Origin of the sequence: Marinovum algicola, from assembly GCF_900109145.1 — a bacterium.
GTDB classification, from domain to species: Bacteria; Pseudomonadota; Alphaproteobacteria; order Rhodobacterales; family Rhodobacteraceae; genus Marinovum; species Marinovum algicola.
Window position 1 is genome coordinate 67466 of the sequence record NZ_FNYY01000009.1, and the last position, 19599, is coordinate 87064.

The 19599-nt window shown below is 64.9% G+C and carries 24 protein-coding genes; 12 read left to right on the forward strand and 12 right to left on the reverse strand.

Features of this window, described 5'->3' with window-relative positions; translation table 11 throughout:
• Positions 1-3 precede the first annotated feature (3 nt).
• Genes BMW90_RS13490 through pcaF form a run of 3 tightly spaced genes read left to right on the forward strand, consistent with a single transcriptional unit; the run spans position 4 to position 2004 of the window.
• Positions 4-417, forward strand: coding sequence for an acyl-CoA thioesterase (locus BMW90_RS13490; RefSeq protein ID WP_074837084.1), 414 nt, complete (start codon positions 4-6; stop codon positions 415-417).
• Positions 407-802: a RidA family protein gene (locus BMW90_RS13495; protein WP_048535073.1), complete on the forward strand. Its 396-nt coding sequence runs from the start codon at positions 407-409 to the stop codon at positions 800-802. The genes BMW90_RS13490 and BMW90_RS13495 overlap by 11 nt, the downstream gene beginning before the upstream one ends.
• Complete coding sequence (pcaF, locus tag BMW90_RS13500; protein WP_074837169.1) at positions 802-2004, forward strand: 3-oxoadipyl-CoA thiolase; 1203 nt, start codon at positions 802-804, stop codon at positions 2002-2004. Before BMW90_RS13495 ends, pcaF begins: the two co-directional genes overlap by 1 nt.
• On the opposite strand, the gene BMW90_RS13505 is transcribed toward pcaF, so the two are convergent.
• From BMW90_RS13505 to BMW90_RS13525, 5 genes are all read right to left on the reverse strand, one after another.
• Positions 2005-2769, reverse strand: a complete 765-nt coding sequence (locus BMW90_RS13505) for a MauE/DoxX family redox-associated membrane protein (protein WP_074837085.1) — start codon at positions 2767-2769, stop codon at positions 2005-2007.
• Position 2770: 1 nt separating this feature from the next.
• The gene (locus BMW90_RS13510) at positions 2771-3637 is read right to left on the reverse strand and encodes a DUF305 domain-containing protein (RefSeq protein WP_074837086.1); all 867 of its coding nucleotides are present in this window, start codon (positions 3635-3637) and stop codon (positions 2771-2773) included.
• A 104-nt stretch (positions 3638-3741) separates the two neighbouring features.
• The gene (locus BMW90_RS13515; RefSeq protein ID WP_048535065.1) at positions 3742-4158 is read right to left on the reverse strand and encodes an ion channel; all 417 of its coding nucleotides are present in this window, start codon (positions 4156-4158) and stop codon (positions 3742-3744) included.
• Positions 4159-4170: 12 nt separating this feature from the next.
• Complete coding sequence (gene cueR / locus BMW90_RS13520; protein WP_048535064.1) at positions 4171-4590, reverse strand: Cu(I)-responsive transcriptional regulator; 420 nt, start codon at positions 4588-4590, stop codon at positions 4171-4173.
• Between the two features lie 12 nt (positions 4591-4602).
• A complete protein-coding gene (locus BMW90_RS13525; protein WP_074837087.1) occupies positions 4603-7122 on the reverse strand; it encodes a heavy metal translocating P-type ATPase in 2520 nt (839 codons plus the stop codon).
• Positions 7123-7260: 138 nt separating this feature from the next.
• Here BMW90_RS13525 and BMW90_RS13530 point away from each other — a divergent pair, with 138 nt between their 5' ends.
• A complete protein-coding gene (locus tag BMW90_RS13530; protein ID WP_048535061.1) occupies positions 7261-7467 on the forward strand; it encodes a heavy-metal-associated domain-containing protein in 207 nt (68 codons plus the stop codon).
• A 55-nt stretch (positions 7468-7522) separates the two neighbouring features.
• Here the strand turns inward: BMW90_RS13530 and BMW90_RS13535 are convergent, their stop codons facing one another.
• The 5 genes from BMW90_RS13535 to BMW90_RS13555 form a co-directional block, all read right to left on the reverse strand.
• Complete coding sequence (locus BMW90_RS13535; RefSeq protein WP_244526513.1) at positions 7523-7930, reverse strand: c-type cytochrome; 408 nt, start codon at positions 7928-7930, stop codon at positions 7523-7525.
• 133 nt (positions 7931-8063) lie between these two features.
• Positions 8064-9008, reverse strand: a complete 945-nt coding sequence (locus tag BMW90_RS13540) for a c-type cytochrome (protein WP_074837088.1) — start codon at positions 9006-9008, stop codon at positions 8064-8066.
• 1 nt (position 9009) lies between these two features.
• Complete coding sequence (locus BMW90_RS13545) at positions 9010-9591, reverse strand: cytochrome c (protein WP_074837089.1); 582 nt, start codon at positions 9589-9591, stop codon at positions 9010-9012.
• A 42-nt stretch (positions 9592-9633) separates the two neighbouring features.
• Positions 9634-9936, reverse strand: a complete 303-nt coding sequence (locus BMW90_RS13550) for a hypothetical protein (RefSeq protein WP_139211373.1) — start codon at positions 9934-9936, stop codon at positions 9634-9636.
• A gap of 55 nt (positions 9937-9991) precedes the next feature.
• On the reverse strand, positions 9992-10450 hold the full coding sequence (locus BMW90_RS13555; protein ID WP_048535056.1) for a c-type cytochrome: 459 nt from the start codon (positions 10448-10450) through the stop codon (positions 9992-9994).
• Positions 10451-10847: 397 nt separating this feature from the next.
• Here BMW90_RS13555 and BMW90_RS13560 point away from each other — a divergent pair, with 397 nt between their 5' ends.
• Together BMW90_RS13560 and BMW90_RS13565 are read left to right on the forward strand one after the other, a co-directional pair.
• The gene (locus BMW90_RS13560; protein WP_048535055.1) at positions 10848-11141 is read left to right on the forward strand and encodes a DUF2933 domain-containing protein; all 294 of its coding nucleotides are present in this window, start codon (positions 10848-10850) and stop codon (positions 11139-11141) included.
• Between the two features lie 34 nt (positions 11142-11175).
• The gene (locus tag BMW90_RS13565) at positions 11176-11385 is read left to right on the forward strand and encodes a hypothetical protein (RefSeq protein ID WP_074837091.1); all 210 of its coding nucleotides are present in this window, start codon (positions 11176-11178) and stop codon (positions 11383-11385) included.
• A gap of 84 nt (positions 11386-11469) precedes the next feature.
• Here the strand turns inward: BMW90_RS13565 and BMW90_RS13570 are convergent, their stop codons facing one another.
• Positions 11470-12918, reverse strand: a complete 1449-nt coding sequence (locus tag BMW90_RS13570) for an ATP-binding protein (protein ID WP_074837092.1) — start codon at positions 12916-12918, stop codon at positions 11470-11472.
• Positions 12918-13640, reverse strand: coding sequence for a response regulator (locus BMW90_RS13575; protein WP_048535052.1), 723 nt, complete (start codon positions 13638-13640; stop codon positions 12918-12920). The genes BMW90_RS13570 and BMW90_RS13575 overlap by 1 nt, the downstream gene beginning before the upstream one ends.
• A gap of 171 nt (positions 13641-13811) precedes the next feature.
• Between BMW90_RS13575 and BMW90_RS13580 the strand changes: the two genes are divergently transcribed.
• The 6 genes from BMW90_RS13580 (at position 13812) to BMW90_RS13605 (ending at position 19566) form a co-directional block, all read left to right on the forward strand.
• Positions 13812-14393 carry an EF-hand domain-containing protein gene (locus tag BMW90_RS13580; protein WP_170850549.1) on the forward strand — a complete coding sequence of 194 codons (582 nt, stop codon included), beginning with the start codon at positions 13812-13814 and terminating at the stop codon, positions 14391-14393.
• A gap of 261 nt (positions 14394-14654) precedes the next feature.
• Positions 14655-16943 (forward strand): copper-transporting P-type ATPase, encoded by a 2289-nt coding sequence (locus BMW90_RS13585; protein ID WP_170850550.1) that lies wholly within the window; start codon positions 14655-14657, stop codon positions 16941-16943.
• A gap of 292 nt (positions 16944-17235) precedes the next feature.
• Positions 17236-17682 carry a c-type cytochrome gene (locus tag BMW90_RS13590; RefSeq protein ID WP_048535048.1) on the forward strand — a complete coding sequence of 149 codons (447 nt, stop codon included), beginning with the start codon at positions 17236-17238 and terminating at the stop codon, positions 17680-17682.
• A 3-nt stretch (positions 17683-17685) separates the two neighbouring features.
• Positions 17686-18018 (forward strand): hypothetical protein, encoded by a 333-nt coding sequence (locus BMW90_RS13595; protein ID WP_048535047.1) that lies wholly within the window; start codon positions 17686-17688, stop codon positions 18016-18018.
• 47 nt (positions 18019-18065) lie between these two features.
• Positions 18066-18671, forward strand: coding sequence for a c-type cytochrome (locus tag BMW90_RS13600; RefSeq protein ID WP_074837094.1), 606 nt, complete (start codon positions 18066-18068; stop codon positions 18669-18671).
• A 1-nt stretch (position 18672) separates the two neighbouring features.
• Positions 18673-19566 carry a c-type cytochrome gene (locus BMW90_RS13605; RefSeq protein WP_074837095.1) on the forward strand — a complete coding sequence of 298 codons (894 nt, stop codon included), beginning with the start codon at positions 18673-18675 and terminating at the stop codon, positions 19564-19566.
• Positions 19567-19599: the final 33 nt, after the last annotated feature.

The window sequence follows — 19599 nt, forward strand, 5'->3', positions numbered from 1 at the left end:
GGCATGGCCTTCGAGATCGCGCAGCTGGTGCTGTTTCGCCATTGCGACCCGGCGGGGATCGTTTTCTTTCCGCGCTACTTCGAAATGATGAACGATTGTGTCGAGGCCTTCTTTGACGAAACGCTGGGCTGGCCCTTTGCCGAGGTGCACAAGACGGCCGCCGTGCCCACGGCCGAAATCCGCACCCGGTTTCAGCGGCCGAGTTTTCACGGTGATCGGCTGACCCTGCGACTGGTCATCACCCATGTCGGGCGAAGTTCGCTCGGCTATGACATGCGTGCGATTTGCGGCGAAGAGCTGCGTTTTGCCACTGAGGCCGTGCTGGTGCATGTCGACGGGGCGGGCAAACCAGCGCCCTGGCCCGAAGAGATCCGGCAGACACTCCTGCCCTTGAAGGAAGCGAACCATGACACATGAGATCATTCACCCCGAAGGCTGGCTTCCCGCCAAGGGCTATGCCAACGGCGTTCTGGCCAAGGACGGCACGCTGCATATCGGCGGCCAGATCGGCTGGGACGGCACCAAGCAATTCGTTGGCGGCGGCTTTGTCGGCCAAATGCGGCAGGCACTGAAAAACATCGCGGCCATCGTCGAGGCGGCGGGCGGGCAGGTGTCGGATGTTGCGCGTCTGACCTGGTTCGTGACCGACAAATCGGTCTATCTTGCCCATCAGGCCGAGGTCGGCGCGGCTTATCGCGAGGTCTTCGGCAAGCATTTCCCGGCCATGTCGATGGTGGTCGTCGCCGATCTGATCGAGGATGAGGCGCTGGTGGAAATCGAAGCCACGGCACATATCGGATGATGGAGCGGGTCTATATCTGCGATTACCTCCGCACGCCGATCGGCCGCTACGGCGGCGCGCTGGCGACGGTGCGCAACGACGATCTCGCCGCCCTGCCGGTCACGGCGCTGATGGCGCGCAACCCCGGGCTGGACCCGGCGGCGGTGGATCAGGTCATCTTTGGTGCCGCCAATCAGGCAGGCGAGGACAACCGCAACCTCGCGCGCATGGTGGTGCTGCTTTCGGGCCTGCCTGAAAGCGTTCCGGCGGTCACCGTGAACCGGCTCTGCGCCTCGGGCATGGATGCCGTTGTCGCCGGCGCGCGTCAGATTCAGGTAGGCGAGGCCGGTCTGGTGATTGCCGGCGGCGCCGAGAGCATGAGCCGCGCGCCCTTTGTGATGCCGAAGCCCGAAACCGCCTTTTCCCGCGCCGCCGAAATCCACGACACGACCATCGGCTGGCGGTTCGTCAATCGCCGGATCGCCACGCAATACGGCACCGAGTCGATGCCGGAAACCGCCGAGAACGTGGCCGAAGCCTTTGACGTGAGCCGCGCCGACCAGGATCGCCTGGCGCTATCCAGCCAGACCCGCGCCGCCCGTGCGATTGCCGACGGGCGTATGGCCGAGGAAATCCTGCCGGTCCCGGTGGCCGGACGCCGTGGCCAGATGACCGAGGTGACGCAGGACGAACACCCGCGCGAGACCACGCTGGACAAGCTGGGTGGGCTGAAGGCCATCTGCCGCGATGGCGGCAGCGTGACCGCCGGCAATGCCTCGGGGGTCAACGATGGCGCGGCGGCGCTGATCCTGGCGTCGGAACGGGCGGTCGCGGCGCAGGGGCTGACGCCACTGGCCGAATATCGCGGCGCGCAAAGCGCGGGTGTGGCGCCGCGCGTGATGGGCATCGGCCCGGTGCCGGCGGTGCAAAAGCTCTGCGCCCGGCTCGGCATGACGCCGCAAGAGTTCGACCTGATCGAATTGAACGAGGCCTTCGCAGCGCAGGCCATCGCCGTCTGTCGTGAGCTGGGTCTCGATCCCTTTGCCGCTCACGTCAATCCGCGCGGCGGGGCGATCGCGCTGGGCCATCCGCTGGGCATGACCGGGGCGCGGCTGATTGGCACGGCCGCCATGGCCATCGCCCGCGGGGAGTCGCGGACGGCCCTGGCCACACTCTGCGTCGGTGTGGGCCAGGGGGTGGCCGTCGCCCTGCGCGCACCTTGATCAGAGCACAAGAACCTTCAGCGGCATCCAGATCCCCATGACGATCATCATCAGGTTTTCGGTCAGGGAAACGAACCCGAGGGGCACGTTGCTGCTGCCGCCGACACAGGCGCATTTCAGCTCGCGTTGATCGATGTAGACCGCCTTGAAGACGGAGACCGCGCCGACCGTGCCGATGAAGAGCGCCACCGGCGCCGACAGCCAGGTCAGCGCCCCGGCGACCATGAGGATGCCGGCAAAGGCTTCGCCGAAGGGATAGATATATCCGTATCGCACCCAGCGCCGGGCGAGGAGGTCGTAGTTCAGGAACATCGTCGAAAAGCTTTCGACGTCTTGCAGTTTCTGAACCGCAAGGAAGCACATCGAGATCGCGATGAACCATTCGGCGCCGCGTAGCGTCAGGATCGAGCCGAACATCGCCCAGCTCAGGCCAAGCGCCATCAGGAAGGCGACGGAGAAGATGGCGATGACCGGCTGATAGCTGGTCTCGTCGGCATCCTGCGTCTCCTTGCCAAAGTGGACGCGCAGATCGTCGTAGCCGCCGATCCGCTCATCCCCGAGCCAGGTCTGGGGTGTGGTCTCGACGCCATGTTTCTCCATGAAGGCATCGGTTTCCTCGCGGGTGGTCAGGTGGTGGTCCTCGACCGCATATCCCTCTCTCTCCAGAAGAGCCTTGGATTTCAGCCCGTAGGGGCAGAGGTGATCCGGCATGGCCATCCGGTAGAGTTTCGCTGTGCGCGAGGCGGGGTTTGTCTGCTTGTTCATGTCAGGCTCCACAGCTGTAGAAGCCGCGGTATCCGGCGCTGAGACCGGCGTCGAGTTCGAGCACCATGGTCGCTTCGACCGGTTCCGCACCGGCGGCGTCGAGCGAGCTGCCGTCTTCGGCGGCTTCGAGACGGATCGTCAGGCCCTCGGTGCCGAGACCGGACGCGGTTTCCCCGATGCGGACCAGATCGTCGCTCAGCTTGACCAATCCGGCAGTTTCGCCATCGGCCTCGCCCAGAGCGAGCACCGGCGGGCTGCCGGGGGTGTAGTTGAAGGTGCAGCCCGGGCCGCCGGGCAGAAGCTGCGCAATCTCGCCGTCTGTCATGAAACCGGGGTCGATCACCGCGACATTCGCGGTCGAGAGCGCTTCCTCGAGGCTCACGATACTCGGCGTGGCGGGGTCTTGCGTTTCGGGGGCATCGCCGGAGTTTTCGATCTCGTTGATCAGATAGCGCATCTCGGCGATCTCCTTGTCCTGCGCATAAACGATCTCGTCGGCGAGCTTGCGCACGCGCGGATCGGAAATTCCGGCCCGGCTCGAGGTCATGATCGCAATCGAATGGTGCGGGATCATCGCGCGCATGTAGCTGGTGTCCCCGACCGTCACCTGGCTGCGCACAAGCCAGAGCGAGCCCGCAAAGGCCAGCGCGGCCCCGGCGAAAATCGCCGTGTTGATCGACTTGTTGGAATACATCGAAAGCATGAAGGCGAGCATGATGATCGCCATCGTCGCACCCATCAGAAGCGCCATGTAGGCCCGGGTTTCGGACCAGAACACATGGGAAAGCAGATAGGTGTTCAGATACATCAGGATGAACATCACGACCGTCGATGTCGCGATCATTCCGGCAAATCTCCAATAAGACATGTTTCGTTTCCTCTGCTTGGACGGATACCAGTACAGATGGAAAACGACATTCCCGCGCTGGAATGTTCCGGATTTTTTGCAGCAATCGCCAAAGAGGCGATGTTTCAATCGGGTTTTCGCGTCACCACGAGAAAGAGGGTCGAGGCCGAGCAGCTTATCAAGAGAAAGCCGTTCAGCGCCTCGACGCCGGCAAGAAAGCGGAAATGGCCGGTCGGGTAAATGTCGCCCAATCCAAGCGAGGAATAATTGACCAGTGAAAAATAGAAGACATCCATGAATGAATTGACGTCCTCCTGCTCGAAACCGCCAATGCCCAGATTGTCGCCCAGTGAAAAGCCGATGGCGTAAAGCCCGGCTTCGAGAATATGCGCGCCTCCCAGCCCGTAAAGGGCAAGCAGGAGGCGCGCCGGTGTGGCGAAGGTCCGCCGCGTTGCGGCGGACATCACCCAGCTCATGGCCGCGACATGGACAAGACCGCTCATGCCAAAGAGGATGAGTGCCAGAACAATGGCCCAGCCCATGCCCGAACCCCGCTACGCCGTGTTCTCCAGCCGGTCTTCGCCGCTCTGCTCCTTGGCAAGATCGGCGAGGATCGGGCAATCCGGGCGGTGATCGCCGGCGCAGGCATCCACCAGATGCGCCAGCGTGGCGCGCATCTCCTTCAGTTCCGCGATCTTGCTGTCGATCCGTTCGAGGTGGTGTTCCGCGATATCCTTGACCTCGGCGCTGGCGCGATGTTCGTCTTCGTAGAGCGCCATGAGGTTGCGGCAGTCTTCGATGGAAAAGCCCAGCGCGCGGGCCCGGCCCAGAAAGGCCAGCTTGTGCGCATCGCTTTCGCGGAACGAGCGATAGCCGTTCGCGCTGCGCAGCGGTTTCACCAGGCCGATATCCTCATAGTAGCGGATCGTCTTGGCGGGCAGACCGGACAGGGCGGCCACATCTCCGATATTCATGTCAGTTCCTCCTTATTCAGCGGCGAGGGGGGCAGGGGAGCGCGTCGGGGCCTGTACAGGCCCCGGCAGGCGGGATTCGTCCATCACCGCGCGTACGCGGCGCAACCGCAGGGCGTTGGTCAGCACAAAGACCGAGCTGAGCGCCATGGCACCGGCGGCCAGGACCGGCGACAACAGCAGGCCGAAGGCGGGATAGAGCAGGCCCGCAGCCACCGGGATCAGCGCGACATTGTAGCCGAAGGCCCAGAAGAGGTTCTGTCGGATGTTGCGCATGGTCCGGCCGGAGACTTCGAAGGCGTTCACCACGCCGCGCAGGTCGCCCGACATCAGCACCACATCCGCCGACTCGATGGCGACATCGGTGCCGGTGCCGATCGCGATCCCGACATCGGCATGGGCCAGCGCCGGCGCGTCGTTGATGCCGTCGCCGACAAAGGCAATCTGCTTGCCGCCTTGCCGCAGCTCGTCCAGGGCGGCCACCTTGCCATCGGGCAGAACACCGGCGATCACGTGGTCGATCCCGGTTTCGCGGGCGATGGCAAGGGCCGTCTCGCGCTTGTCGCCGGTGATCATCGCGACCTTCAGCCCGAGATCGTGCAGCGCGCGGATCGCCGCAGCGCTGGCTGGTTTCACCGGGTCGGCCACGCCGATCACCGCCGCGACCTTGCCGTCAACCGCCGCAAAGAGCGCGGTCCGGCCCTGTTCCGCCAAGCGGCGTTCGGCATCGGCCATGGCGCCGATGTCGATCCCCTCGCGGGTCATCAGGCGATCCGCTCCGACAAGCACATCATGCCCGGCGATCTTGGCCTGCACGCCGTAGCCAGTGATCGAGGCGAAATCCTCCACCTCATGGCGCGTCGCGCCTTCGGCCTGGGCGGTGCGCACGATGGCCTCGGCAATCGGGTGTTCCGACAGCGCCTCGACCGCCGCCACCAGCGCCAGTACGTCGGCGCGCTCAAAGTCTTCGGCCAGCACCAGATCGGTCAGCTCCGGGCGGCCTTCGGTCACCGTGCCGGTCTTGTCCAGCGCCACCACATCGACCGAGGTCAGCTGTTGCAGGGCGTCGCCCTTGCGGAACAGCACGCCCATTTCGGCGGCCCGGCCGGTGCCCACCATGATCGAGGTCGGTGTGGCCAGACCCATCGCGCAAGGGCACGCGATGATCAGTACCGAGACCCCGGCAACCAGCGCATACGACAGCGCCGGCGAGGGGCCGACCACCAGCCAGACCAGCACCGTCAGCGCGGCCAGGGCCATGACGGCCGGCACGAACCACAGGGTGATCCGGTCCACCATGCCCTGGATCGGCAGCTTGGCGCCCTGCGCCTGTTCGACCATGCGAATGATCTGGGCCAGGGTGGTATCGGCTCCGACGCGGGTGGCACGGAACTGGAAGCTGCCGGTGCCGTTGACGGTGCCGCCGGTCACCGGGTCGCCCTCGGCCTTGGCCACGGGCACCGGTTCGCCGGTGATCATGCTTTCGTCGACATGGGCGCTGCCCTGGATCACCTCGCCGTCGACGGCGATGCGCTCACCTGGCCGAACGACAAGGATGTCGCCGGCGACGATACGCTCGATAGCCATCTCCTGCGGTTCACCATCCACCAGAACCCGCGCGGTGCGCGCCTGAAGGCCCAGCAGTTTCTGGATCGCGGCACCGGTGCGGCCCTTGGCCCGCGCTTCCATCCAGCGGCCGAGAAGGATCAGCACCACGATCACCGCCGCCGCTTCGAAATAGACCGCGCGTGCGGTTTCCGGCAGCAGGGCGGGCGCGAACAGTGCCGTCAGGGAATAGAGATAGGCGGCCCCGGTGCCCACGGCGACCAGGCTGTTCATGTCCGGCGCGCCTTTCAGCAGGGCGGGGAACCCCTTGAGATAGAAGTGGCGCCCCGGCCAGAACAGCACCACCGATGTCAGCACGAACTGGATCATCCAGCTGGTCTGGTGGCCGATGGTGCGGCCGATCAGCTCATGCACGCCCGGCACGATATGCGCGCCCATTTCCAGCAGGAAGACCGGCAATGCCAGCACCGCCGCAAAGGCGGTGCGGCGGGCCATCTCGCGGGCCTCGGTCTGTTTGCGCGCGCCGGGATCCTCGGTCGTGGTCGCGTCGGCCGGCTCTGCCGGATATCCGGCGTCGGCCGCGGCCTTGAGCAGATCGGAGAGCTCGACGGCGCCTTCGACATAGGTGACCGTCGCGGTTTCAGACGCGAGGTTGACGTTGACGTCGAGCACGCCGGGGACCGCTTCCAACGCCTTGTCGACGCGCCCGACGCAGGAGGCGCAGGACATGGAGGCGATGTTCAGGCGCACCGTGCCGGTGCGGGCGGGATAGCCGGCGCGCTCCAGCGCGTCGATCACAGCGGGAACGCGGGTGTCGGAATCGATCTGTGCCTGTGCCGTCTCGGACGCGAGATTGACGTTGACCGCGTCGACCCCGGGCACCGCCGCCAACGCGCGTTCTACCCGGCCGACGCAGGACGCGCAGGACATATTCTGTACCGAAACCCGAATGTTTGTAGAGGGTGTCATGGCATCTCCTTCGTTGCTGGGAAGGTATCTAGGGCTTCCATTCACTGGAAGGTCAACTACTTTCGAAAGATTTTGTTTCCATCTTGACCTTCCCTGGCTGGAAGCACCCACATGACGTTAACACAGAAGGAGAAGGTAATGAGCAACTTCAAGGTTCCAGGCATGAGTTGCGGGCATTGCACCGCGGCAATCGAAAAAGCGATCAAGGCGATCGATCCGACCGCCACCGTCACCTGCGATCTCGCGGCACGGGCCGTCGCGGTCGAGACGATTCTCAGCGACCGCGCGGTGTCCGAGGCCATTCGCGACGCCGGATACGACGTGGCCGCCGAAGCTTCGGCCTGAAACGAGCCCGGCTCTCGAAACCGGCACCGCGCAGCGCGCGCGGGCCTATCCCTATTCAGCGACCCGCCGCGGCGCTTCTTTCGGCTTGGGCCGTACGCTGGCGCTCCGGCCAGGTCGATTTGATGTAGGCGATGATATTCCAGATTTCCGCATCCGACAGCTGCTCGCCAAAGCTCGGCATGGCGCTATCGAACTCGACGCCCTCTTTCGCGAGCGCCTCCTTGCCCCCGAGCTTGGTGTAATCGAACAACACGCTGTCCGGGTGATGCCAGGTGTGCCCGGTCTCGTCATGGGGCGGTGCGGGCAAGGTGCCATCGGGGCCGGGCGAGCGCCAGTCCGGCTGGCCTTCTAGATTTGCGCCATGGCAGGCGGCGCAGAAATCGCCGTAGAGCTGCTCGCCCTGCGCGATATCCACCGTGGCAGGCATGGTTGCGGTCGTCGGCGCAGCAAGCTCGCCGCGCATCCAGACCGTGGCGCCCACGCCGCCCAGGGCGATAAGCAGCACGATCAAGGTGCGTCGCTGCAATAACAAATCCGGCAGTTTCATCATTACCCCATTCTTCAGGAAAGGTGGGGCGCTGACGCGCCCCATCATACTAGTCGTAGGTTTTCTGCGGCGTCGACAAGGCGGCAACCGCGCTTTCTTTCAGGCCCTCGCCTTCCATCAGGTAGGTCGCCATCGCGCGCAGATCAGCTTGGGTCAGGAATCGTGTCCCGTTCTGCACCACCTCGCCCATGCTGCCGCCAAAGACGTCGCCGGATGGCGTGATCCCGCTTTGCAGAGCATAGCTCAGGTTGTCGACGGTCCAGCCCCTTTCCGCCAAGGTCGCGGGAAGAATGGAGGGCGCCTTGTTGCCGCCCGGAAGAGCGTCGTTGCCGGCGAAAAAGGCTGACGGATCCCGCCCTCCGGCCAGGTTCCGGCCGGTGTGGCAGGCCGCGCAATGCGCGGCGCCGCGCACGAGCTCCCGGCCGCGGTTCCATTCGGCGCTCTTGCCGTCCACCGGCGCTGTTTCCGGGGCGCCGAAAAACGCGGCCCGCCAGAGCTTGAGCCCCCATCGTTGATCGAAGGGAAAGCCGACGTCGTGTTCGGGCGTGGATTCGGCCACCGGCGCGACAGTCTGAAACGCCGCCCAGAGGTCGGCGATATCCTGATCCGAGAAATTCGCATAGAACGGATAGGTGAACGCCGGGTAGTAGGGCGTTCCATCGGGGGCGATGCCCTGCCTGATGGCCTTTGCGAATTGCTCCACGTCCCAGTTGCCGAGGCCGTGATCGGGATCGGTGGTCAGGTTCGGCGGATAGAAGGTGCCGAAATCGGTGTTGAGCGGCGCGCCACCGGCCAGCGCCGCACCACCTTCCTCGAAATTCGTGTGACATGCGACACAGCCGCTGGCCCGCGCCAGATAGGCGCCGCGCTGCACATCGCCTTCTGGTTCGATTTTCCTGGGGTCGCTGCCGATCGGCCAGGCCACGAGGGCCGCCACGGTGGTTGCGCCGGCAAGGGACAGCCCGGCGATGCCTGCAATAAGAAACTGCCTCATGTCACTTGGCCTCTTTCCGGAACCGCGTATGACAGGTCGAGCAGGTGTTGCTGACCAGCGAAAACACCTCGTTGGCCGGCATGTCCGCCAGCTCTTCACGGCCGAGCGTCGCTTCCAGCGCCATTCCGGTGCCCATCATCGACCCGGCGCCCATCATGCCGCCGCCGCCCATCATCGATGCCGCGTCGGCCATGCCCTGTTTTGGCGCGGCCGGTCCGTTCTCGGCGGCCAGGGCGAGCCCTTCGGAATAGGTGTGAAGGCGTTCGGCCAGTTCGGCAAAGGTGGCCCAGTCTTGCCAGATGGACGCCTTGACGTAGGACGCCATGTTTTCGTTGTCAGCCGGGAAAAGCCGCGTCATCGAGGCGCCGGCATGTCGGCCGATGGCCTCGGCGGCATCGCGCACGGCGGCGGCCTCGTACTCGGACGCGCCGCTCATCATCGGCGCGATGGTCTTGATGGCATCAGCCATGGCCGACATCGCGACCATCCTTTCGCGCACGATCCCCTTTGCGCCGGTATGCGCAAGCGCAGCCGACGCCAGCGAAAGTGCCGCGACGGTGGCAATAGTGAATTTGGTTCTCATTTCCTTGTCCTTCGTCTTACCGTTGGTGTTTTTCCAAATCAGTCAGACGAAGGGGCGCGGAGGAGGTGGGTCATATCCCGGGTCCAGCCCGGCCCAGAGGGCCACACGGGACCGAAATTTCTTGGTATCGAAGAGCGTCGCATGATCTTTCAGGGCCGGTTCGGCCATAATCGCCGAAACCGCGCAATCCAGCCCCGGGTGGCAATGGCCCAGGGCCTCTTCGATCAGAGAATGCGGGGCGTCGTCGTGCGCATCGCCGGCGCCGGCGAATGCCGTGGCAGAAGACAGGCTTTCGTCGGGGTGGGCGTCGTTGACCTCTGGCCCAAGGCCGAGCGCCAGCAGCACACAGAGGAGTGCCGTGCGCAGGATGGCCAGAGGAGAGCGCCCACCCCGCATCCCGCTAGAAGATTCCGTTCTCGGCTTGCAGTTCGCGGACGTATCGCGCGATCATCTTCACATCGGCATCGGTCAGGCCTTCGACCGGCGGCATGTTGCCGAATTGCCAGTGGTGGGCCCGAACGCCGTTCTTCGCGGCCATGACAAAGGCCATGTCGGAATGGTGCCCGGGTTCGTATGTCTTGTGCACCAGCGGCGGCGCGATACCGTTCTGGCCGGCGGCATTTGTCCCGTGGCAGGCCGCGCATTTGGCTTCGAAAGCCCGTTTGCCGATTTGCGCATTGGCGGACAGCTCGGCCGGCAGCGAAACTTCGACGATCGGCGCGCCGTCCGCGATATCGCTGGTGTCTGGCGGGGTCATCGAATGGCCCGCGGTCTGAGACGTGGATTGCCCCATGTTCAGATAGACCGCCAATCCGCCAAGCAGAAAAAAGGCCACGAGGGCCAGTAGAGATTTAGTCATGAATTTGGTTCCTTGCGGTCATCGGTTCGACTTGGGCCGATTTTCTCCGGGGCCGGGCTGTCATGGCCCGGGCGCCCTCGGCGCGCATTTCGCGGTCAACGTCGATGGACCCATTTGATGATTTTCTGCCATTCCTGCCGAGTCTCGCAACGCTGCTTCCGTGGTAAGCGGATGCAACGACGCACATGCGATCATTCCGTGATGGCGCCTGCCCTGCCATGGCATGCACGCCCCTAGTTTCTTGCCTATTGAGGCAACGTAGAGCACCTTCCTGCGCAGGAAGGTCAAGCTGGTTCACCCTGACAAAACAGTGAAATTTGTATCTGATTGCAACATTGACCTTCCCGTGCTGGAGGCCGCTAGCCACCTCGGCAGGTCACTGGAGACAAGACGAACGATGGACACCAACGACAAGACGGCCGGGCAGGCCGGTAGCGACAAGATCATGAAATACGGAATGTGGGCCTGCTGCGCGGTGATGTTGCTGCCGCTGGGGGCTTTCCTTGTGTCTGGCGGGGCGTCGGGCGGGGCCGGGGGGCTCGCGACCCTGGCGCCGATCGTGCTCTGTGTCGGCGCGCATCTGGTCATGCACCGGTTCATGGGAAAATCCTGTCACGGAAAGGCGGAAGATGCTGAGACCAAGGCCGAGACGCCAGACCCCCGGGCCACGGCACGGGTCGCCGCGGAATAAACCCCGCGCGAGGATGTTTCGGTGCGCGGCCGGCATGCTGGTGCTTGCCGGTCTCGGTGCCTGTTCGACGACGCTGGCGGATTGCTTCGACCTGGAGGCGGCGCGCCTGTCCACAAACGGGGCCGAAGCGCATCTGCCGCCGGGATGCGAGATCACCGGGACCAGCGCAAACGGGGTGGCAACGCTGGCCTGTGCCGGCGGTCGCGAGGGTTTCATGGTGCTCGGGGCCGATCGCGCCGGGTAAGGCCCGCCCCCCTGGCCGCAGGACAGGGGTGTCGGGTCGCAGGCGGATTGTCAGGTCATGGCCCTCGTCGCCGTGGCCCGCGCCTCACGGCCGGTTTTGCGCAAGGGCGGCACCCCGCTCGGGGGCGGTCGACGGCTCCCGGCTCGGGGTGTTGGCCGCTTCGAGCGGCAGTGTGACCGTCGCCAGCAATCCGCCTTCAGCGCGGTTGGAAAGCGCCACGTCGCCGCCATGGGCCCGGATGATGGTGCGCGCGATCGACAGCCCCAGGCCGGTGCCGCCGGTTTCGCGAGAGCGGGATTTCTCGAGCCGGAAGAACGGCTCGAACACCTGCTGAAGCTCGCTTTCCGGTATGCCGGGGCCGGTGTCGGAAATCAGAATCCGCACATGGCCGGGATCGGTCCGAAAGGAGACCCGGGCCCCGCCGCCATAGCGCTGCGCGTTTTCGATGATGTTGCGCAGCGCGCGGCGCATCGCTTGCGGGCGCAACCGCGCCTGGGCATCGTCGGCGGCGTCAAGCTCGAACCCGTTGATCATGTCTGCCTGCAACTGCTCAAGATAGCTGCGCAACTCCACTGTTTCGGAGGGTTCGGCGCTGGCCATGCCACGGGCAAAATCCAGGGTGGAACCGACCATCTCCTGCATTTCTTCGATCGAGGCGACAAGGCTTTCGCGGGTTTCGTCCTCTTCGACCATTTCCGCCCGAACCCGCATTGCGGTCAGCGGAGAGCGCAGGTCATGACCCAGCGCCGCAAGAAGCTTGGTCCGGTCCGCCACGAACCGGGTCAGCCTTTCCTGCATGCGGTTGAAAGTCTGCGTGAGCCCGCGCACCTCGCTTGGCCCGATCAGCGGCAGGGGATCCACGGTTTCCCCACGCCCAAACCGGTCGGCGGCGTGCGAAACGCGCAGCAGAGGCCCGGTCAGGCGGGTCAGAAGGAACCAGCAGGCCGCGACCAGAATGATCGCCGCGGTGATCCCGAAGCTGACGATGGAAATCCAGGGCCATTGCAGCGGCGGCGGCTCGAACCGGGTTCCGACGTTCAGCCATTGGCCGTCAGCCAGGGCGATCGAAAGCTGCATTTCGATGGCCGAGAGCTCGCCCTTCATCATGGCGAGGTGCATTTCCGCCATCTCGGGCACCAGATGGGGCATTGGCGGAATGCCATGCTCGACCTCGTGCAACTCGACCCGGATCTCCCGGTGTTCTGCGCCGCCAAGCAGCCCGCGCACGCGGGCCTCGACAGCGCCGCCATCGGCATGGCTGGCATGGTCGACGTCGGGGTTGTCTGCGAGTTCGAACCGCACGAGGGGCGAATTCGCCGCGCGCAGGATGGCCTGATGCAAGGACTCCGGCGCCTCTTCGAGCAGCAGCGCCACATTTGCTGCCCGGCCGGCGGCCTCGAACCCCAGCGCCGCGCGCACGGCGAGGCCACGTTCGTCGACGAACAGCCACAGGCTGATCGTCTGGGCGGCCGCCAGTGCCGCGACGATCAAGAGAACCAATTGCCCCCGGAGGCTGTCAAAGGGGCGTGGCATCAGCTCAGTTCGCGGACGTCTGATGCCAGGCAATAGCCGCCGCCTCGCACCGTCGTCACGATGCGGGGGCGCGACGGATCACGCTCGACCTTGCGGCGCAAGCGGCTGATCTGGTTGTCGATGGTGCGGTCAAAGACCGAGGCCGACCGGCCCGCCGTCAGATCGAGCAGCTGATCGCGGTTGAGCACGAACCGGGGCCGTTCCAGAAGGACGGTCAGTAGCTTGAATTCGGCGCTGGTCAGGTCGATCTGCTCGCCGTCGTCATTCGACAGCGCCCGGGTGTCGGTATCGAGGACCCAATGGGCAAAGGCGATGCGCTTGCCCGAGAGCGCGCCGGCATAGGGTTCGGCCTTGGTGGTGCGGCGCAGGATGGCCTTGATGCGGGCAATCAGCTCGCGTGGGTTGAACGGCTTGGCAAGATAGTCATCGGCGCCGATTTCCAGGCCGACGATCCGGTCGGTCTCTTCTCCCAGCGCGGTCAGCAGCAGGATCGGCACATTGCCATTGGCTGACAGCCGGCGGCAGACCGACAGCCCGTCCTCTCCCGGCATCATGACGTCGAGAACGATAAGATCGTACTGGCCATGGCCGAGCTTGGCGTCCATGTCGACCGCGTCGCGCGCAGAGGTCGCCCGCATTCCGTTCTGTTCAAGGTAGCGCGTCACGGCATCGCGGATTTCGCGGTGGTCGTCGACGACAAGAATGTGTGGTGGTTCGCTCATGGACCTTCTTTTAAACGAGTGAGGGGCGCTTTCCCGAAGATATTTGTCACGAAATGTAACCGCCACCGCCGTTGTGATCCGCCGATACAAAACCGTGGACTCCCCGGCATTTTGTCGCGACAAACCCCTGCCATATGTCAGGTATCGCAATACTGACATGAGGTGATCCGAATGAAACACAATTCTCTTCTCGCTGCATTTGCTCTGGCCGCGACCGTGCTTGGCGGGGCCGCTTATGCCGGTTCCGATCATGGCCACGGCGGCAAGACCGGCGGCAAATCCGGTGCGGCAGCGATGCAGGGCGGCGGCTCCGGCATGATGGGCGGCATGGACGGCATGATGGACATGATGAAGCGCATGCATGGCTCGATGATGGGTGGGGGCATGATGGGCGGCATGGGTTCCATGGGCGGCGGCATGATGAAGATGTTCGACGCCGATGGCGACGGCACCGTCACGCCGGAAGAGATGCGCAGCCAGCTGCAAGCCAAGCTGGCCGAGTACGACAGTGACGGCGACGGCACGCTTTCGATTGCCGAATTCGAAACCCTGCACAGCGCGATGATCCGGGAAATGATGGTGGACCGGTTCCAGCATCTGGACGCGGATGGTGATGGTGCCGTGACGGCGGAAGAGATGGCGGCACCGGCCGACATGATGGAACGGATGCAAAAGATGCATTCCAACATGTCTCAGATGCAGCCGGAGGCCGAAAAGGGCATGGATGGCGACGCCATGATGAACGACAACTGACCCAAGCGGGGCCGTCTCTCACGTCGCCCGGTCGCAAGCGAGAGACGACCCCGCACGGACATCCTCGCCCCGCAAAGCGGGGCGAAGGCCGGCCGGCGGTGCCCTGCACGATGTCGCGAAGTTCGCGCTTGACCTTCCAGTCACTGGAAAGACTAGGCTCTAGCTGTTTCCTTCCCCGTCTTTGTCCAAGAGGACTTCAGAATGAGCGACCATGCACACCCAGTCTCGCACGATGCCGAGACAACAACCTACGTCTGCCCGATGCACCCGGAGGTGCGGCAGGACCATCCGGGAGACTGCCCGAAATGCGGGATGCATCTTGTGCCTGAGGGTCAAGAGGCGCACCACGGCGGACACGATCACCATGCCCACGGCCCCCAGAGCGGCGCCGCGGACGGCAGATATGACAGCGTTCCCGAGGATCATGACGGCGCGGTCTATACCTGTCCGATGCATCCGCAGGTTCGCCAGACGCATCCTGGCTCCTGCCCGATCTGTGGCATGGGGCTCGAGCTGGAATCGGCGGCAATGGCCGACGCGGGCCCGAACCCGGAGCTGGTGGATTTCACCCGGCGGTTCTGGGTCGGCACGGTCCTGACCATCCCGCTGCTCATTCTCACGATGGCCCCCTTTCTCGGCTTTTCCGGCGTGCGCGAGGCCTTTGGCGAACGCACGACGCTCTGGATCGAGCTGGGTCTCGGAACGCCGGTTGTCCTGTGGTGCGGCTGGCCCTTCCTGGTGCGGGGCTGGAATTCGTTCCGCACCATGAACCTCAACATGTTTTCCCTGATTGCCATGGGCGTTTCGGCGGCCTGGCTCTTCAGCGTCGTGGCGGTTCTGGTGCCGGACATCTTCCCGGCGGGGTTCCGCGATGCCGAAGGGCACGTCGGGGTCTATTTCGAAGCGGCGGCGGTGATCGTGACGCTTGTGCTGCTCGGGCAGCTGATGGAGTTGCGGGCCCGCGAAGGCACCGGCAAGGCCATCCGCGCCCTGCTGGACATGGCGGCCAAGACCGCGCGGGTGATCAGGCCGGATGGCACAGAAGAGGAAATTCCGCTCGAGGAGGTGCTTGTGGGCGACCGTCTGCGGGTGCGGCCCGGTGACAAGGTGCCGGTTGATGGCGTGGTCGTGGAAGGCCGCTCCTCGATCGACGAGAGCATGATTTCCGGCGAGCCGGTCCCGGTCGAAAAGGTCGAAGGCGATGCGGTGACCGGGGCGACGATCAATGGCACCGGCAGCCTGGTGATGGAGGCAACGCGGGTCGGCGCGGACACGATGCTGGCGCAGATCGTCGAGATGGTGTCGAACGCGCAACGTTCGCGCGCGCCGATCCAGAAATATGCCGACCGGGTGGCGGGCTATTTCGTGCCGGCGGTGATCGCCATCGCGGTTCTGTCGTTCATCGCCTGGGCGGTTCTGGGGCCGGCGCCGGCTCTGTCCTATGCGCTGATCTCGGCGGTTGCGGTCCTGATCATCGCTTGTCCCTGTGCGCTCGGTCTCGCGACCCCGATGTCGATCATGACGGCAACCGGTCGCGGGGCCCAGGCCGGGGTGCTGATCAAGAATGCCGAGGCGCTGGAGCGCTTCGAGAAGGTCGATACCCTGATCGTCGACAAGACCGGCACGTTGACCGAGGGCAAGCCGCGCCTTGTCGCCGTTTTGCCCGAACGCGGTCATGACGAGGCCGAAGTGCTGCGGCTTGCCGCGTCGCTGGAACGCGGGTCAGAGCATCCGCTTGCCGAGGCCATCGTCCGGGGCGCGGAAGAGCGCGACGTGAAAATGGCCGATGCCGCGGATTTCGAGGCGATTACCGGCAAGGGGGTCCGGGGCGTGGTGGATGGCAAGGCCGTCGCGCTTGGCAACCTGGCAATGATCCGCGATCTGGGTCTCCACGCGGGCGAGCTGACCGCCAAGGCCAATACCCGGCGTGACGAGGGCGAGACCGTGATGTTCGTGGTGCTGGATGGCGAGATCGCCGGGCTTGTCGGCGTTGCCGATCCGGTCAAGGACAGCACGCCCGCCGCGATCAAGGACCTGCACGCGCTGGGCTTTCGCGTCATCATGGCCACCGGCGACAACGAGCGCACGGCCAGGGCCATCGGCGCCCGTCTCGGCATCGACGAGATCCGGGCCGACGTCTTGCCCGAAGACAAGGCGCGGATCATCAAGGAGCTGCAACAGGACGGCCGCAAGGTTGCGATGGCCGGGGATGGCGTCAACGACGCCCCGGCGCTGGCGCAGGCCGATGTCGGCATCGCCATGGGCACCGGCGCGGACGTGGCCATCGAAAGCGCGGGGATCACGCTGGTCAAGGGCGACCTGGACGGCATCGTCCGCGCCCGGCGGCTGGCCCATGCCACGATGCGCAACATCCGCCAGAACCTGTTCTTCGCGCTGATCTACAACGCCTCCGGCGTGCCGGTGGCCGCGGGGGTGCTCTTCCCGGTCTTCGGCATCCTGATCAGCCCGATGTTCGCCGCCTTTGCGATGAGCGCATCCTCGATCTCGGTGGTGCTCAATTCGCTGCGTCTCCGGGCGGCGCGGATCTAGGCCGCGGAACCCACCTGATGACGAGTTGATCGGTGCTGCGTTCGGACGGATCAGCTGCGATCAAGGTCTCCGCAACCCCGGGTGCGTCGGCAAAGGTTCGCCGACGTATTCGGGGTAGATCGGCAACGATACATTCGGATACAAAAGATACGCCGGTCGGGCGTTTGCAAGTCCGGCGAATTCACCTAGGTTCCTGGGTCAGGGATCGGGAGGAGAACGCGGAAGCTGCAATCGGCGGCGCGTGGCAGACCGATGACGACCGGACCAAGGGCAGGCAGGAACAAGGACGGGCATGTCGAAATTGACGATATCGATCGTGGCGGCGGCTCTTCTCGGCCTCGGTGCCTTGGCTTGGTATGCCGCACGCCCGACCGGCCATTCCATGGACCAACCCGATCTGGCGCAGCTCTCCGAGGGGGCGGCGATCGTGGATGTCACGGTGCCCGCCGAATTCTCTGACAATGCCAAAATCGGCCAGCGGGCTTTCGAAGCGAAATGCGCCGCGTGCCACGGCACGAACGCCGCCGGACAAAACGGGGTGGCACCGCCCCTGGTTCACAAGATCTACGAGCCCAGCCATCACGGCGACATGGCCTTCGTTCTCGCCGCCAAGAACGGCGTGCGCGCGCATCACTGGAGATTCGGAGACATGCCGCCGGTCGAGGGGCTGACCCAGGGCGACGCGATGATGATTGTCGCCTATGTCCGGGAACTGCAACAAGCGAACGGGATCGACTGAACGATGCGCGGCATGATTCCCGGCCGGCTGATCCTGCTCGCTGTCGCGGCCTGTGTCGTGGCGCTGCTGAGCCTGCCTGACCTGGACTTCGCCCATTCCGACCAGCCGCCGGTTGCGGAGCAGTTGGCGCATGACACCCATTCCGACGAATCGCACAGCACCGGCATAGGCCATTGTCATGGCGAGGCCTCCTGTTCCAGCGGGCTGCACATCGTCTTTGGTCTTCGTACAATACCGCCCGAGCGGCCGCCGCTGCCGGCGCTGGATCGCGCCCCGACGAATTTCAACGACGCCACCCTCGGGCGCGAGCCACCGGTCCCTATCGCTCTCTCTTGATGCATCCGCGGCCCAAGTGCCGCATTGGAACTCAACGGAGACAAGAGATGAAATATACAGGAATTACCGGCATCGTCCTTTCGGTGACACTTGCAGGCGGCGTTCTGGCCCATTCGGGTGCGACAGGCGTCGTGAAGGAACGCATGGATGGCATGATGGCCATGAGCAAGGCGATCAAGGCGGTCACACCGGTCATGCGCGGCAAGGTCGACTATGATGCCGCGCGGGTGCGGGACTTTGCCGCCACGATCAAAGAGCATTCGGGCGAGACGATGACCAAGCTGTTCCCCGAAGGCAGCGAAGAGGCACCCTCGGTCGCCAAGCCCCGGATCTGGGAAGACTGGAGCGAGTTCGAGGCGCTGGCCGTGCGGCTGGGGACCCTCGCCGAAGGACTGGACCGGGCGGCGGACAATGGGCTGAAGGCCGCGGGCGGAGCATCGGCCAGCATGATGGGCGGCGACACCATGATGGGCGGCCAGTCCATGATGGGTGGCGACAACATGATGGGCGGCGGCGGCATGATGGGGGGCAGCGGGCCGATGACGGCCGAGCTTGACCCCGCGCAGCTGGCAGAGATGCCGGCGGATGCGGTCTTTCGAATGGTGAGCCAGACCTGCGCTGCCTGCCACACCAAGTTCCGCGCGGAAAAATAAGATGCGCAAAGTGACAAGAGGGCTGGTCGCCGCCGCAGCATTGGGCGCGGCGGGGCTGGCAGCGGTGGCCGCCTGGCCCGTCGGCCGGGCACCCGAGGATATCGCGCTGCAAGGCGATGCCAATCGAGGTGCCTATCTGGCGCGGGCGTCCGGCTGTATCGCCTGCCACACCGATTTCGAGAATGGCGGCGCACCGCTGGCCGGCGGTGTCGAGCTGGAAACTCCCTTCGGCAGTATCTACTCGCCAAACCTCACCACCGACCCGGAACACGGGATCGGCGACTGGACGATAGAGCAGTTCGCGGCGGCGGTTCGGCAGGGGGTGTCGCCGGAGGGTGCCCCCTATTACCCGGCCTTCACCTATCCGTTCTATCAGCAGTTCACCGATCAGGACATTGCCGATCTCTGGGCCGCGTTTCAGACCGTGCCCGCCGTGGCCGAGCCTTCGCGCGAGCCGGAGATGCCGTTCCCCTTCAATCAGCGTGCACTGATGAAGTTCTGGCGCGCGCTCTATCTGGATCCGCCGCGCGCCGAGCCGGTGCCGGGGGCCGATCCGCTGTGGAATCGCGGCAAGGAGCTGGTCGAGGGCGCGGCGCATTGCGGCGCCTGTCACACCGGCCGGACGCTGCTGGGCGGCCGCGATCACGAAAGCCAGCATTTCAAGGGCAGCAACATGCTGCCGGGCGGCGGCAAGGCGCCGGCGATCGATGCCGAAACGCTGATGGCGCGGGGCTGGGATGTCGACAGCCTCTCATATGCCTTGCGCTCCGGGATCACGCCGTCGGGTGACGCTTTTGGCGGTGCGATGGGTGAAGTCGTCCTATATGGAACTCAGTACCTGTCCGATGAAGATCTTGAAGCAATGGCAACCTATCTGATGGACGATCACGGATGATCGGACGATTGCCGAACCACGAAAGGACACCGC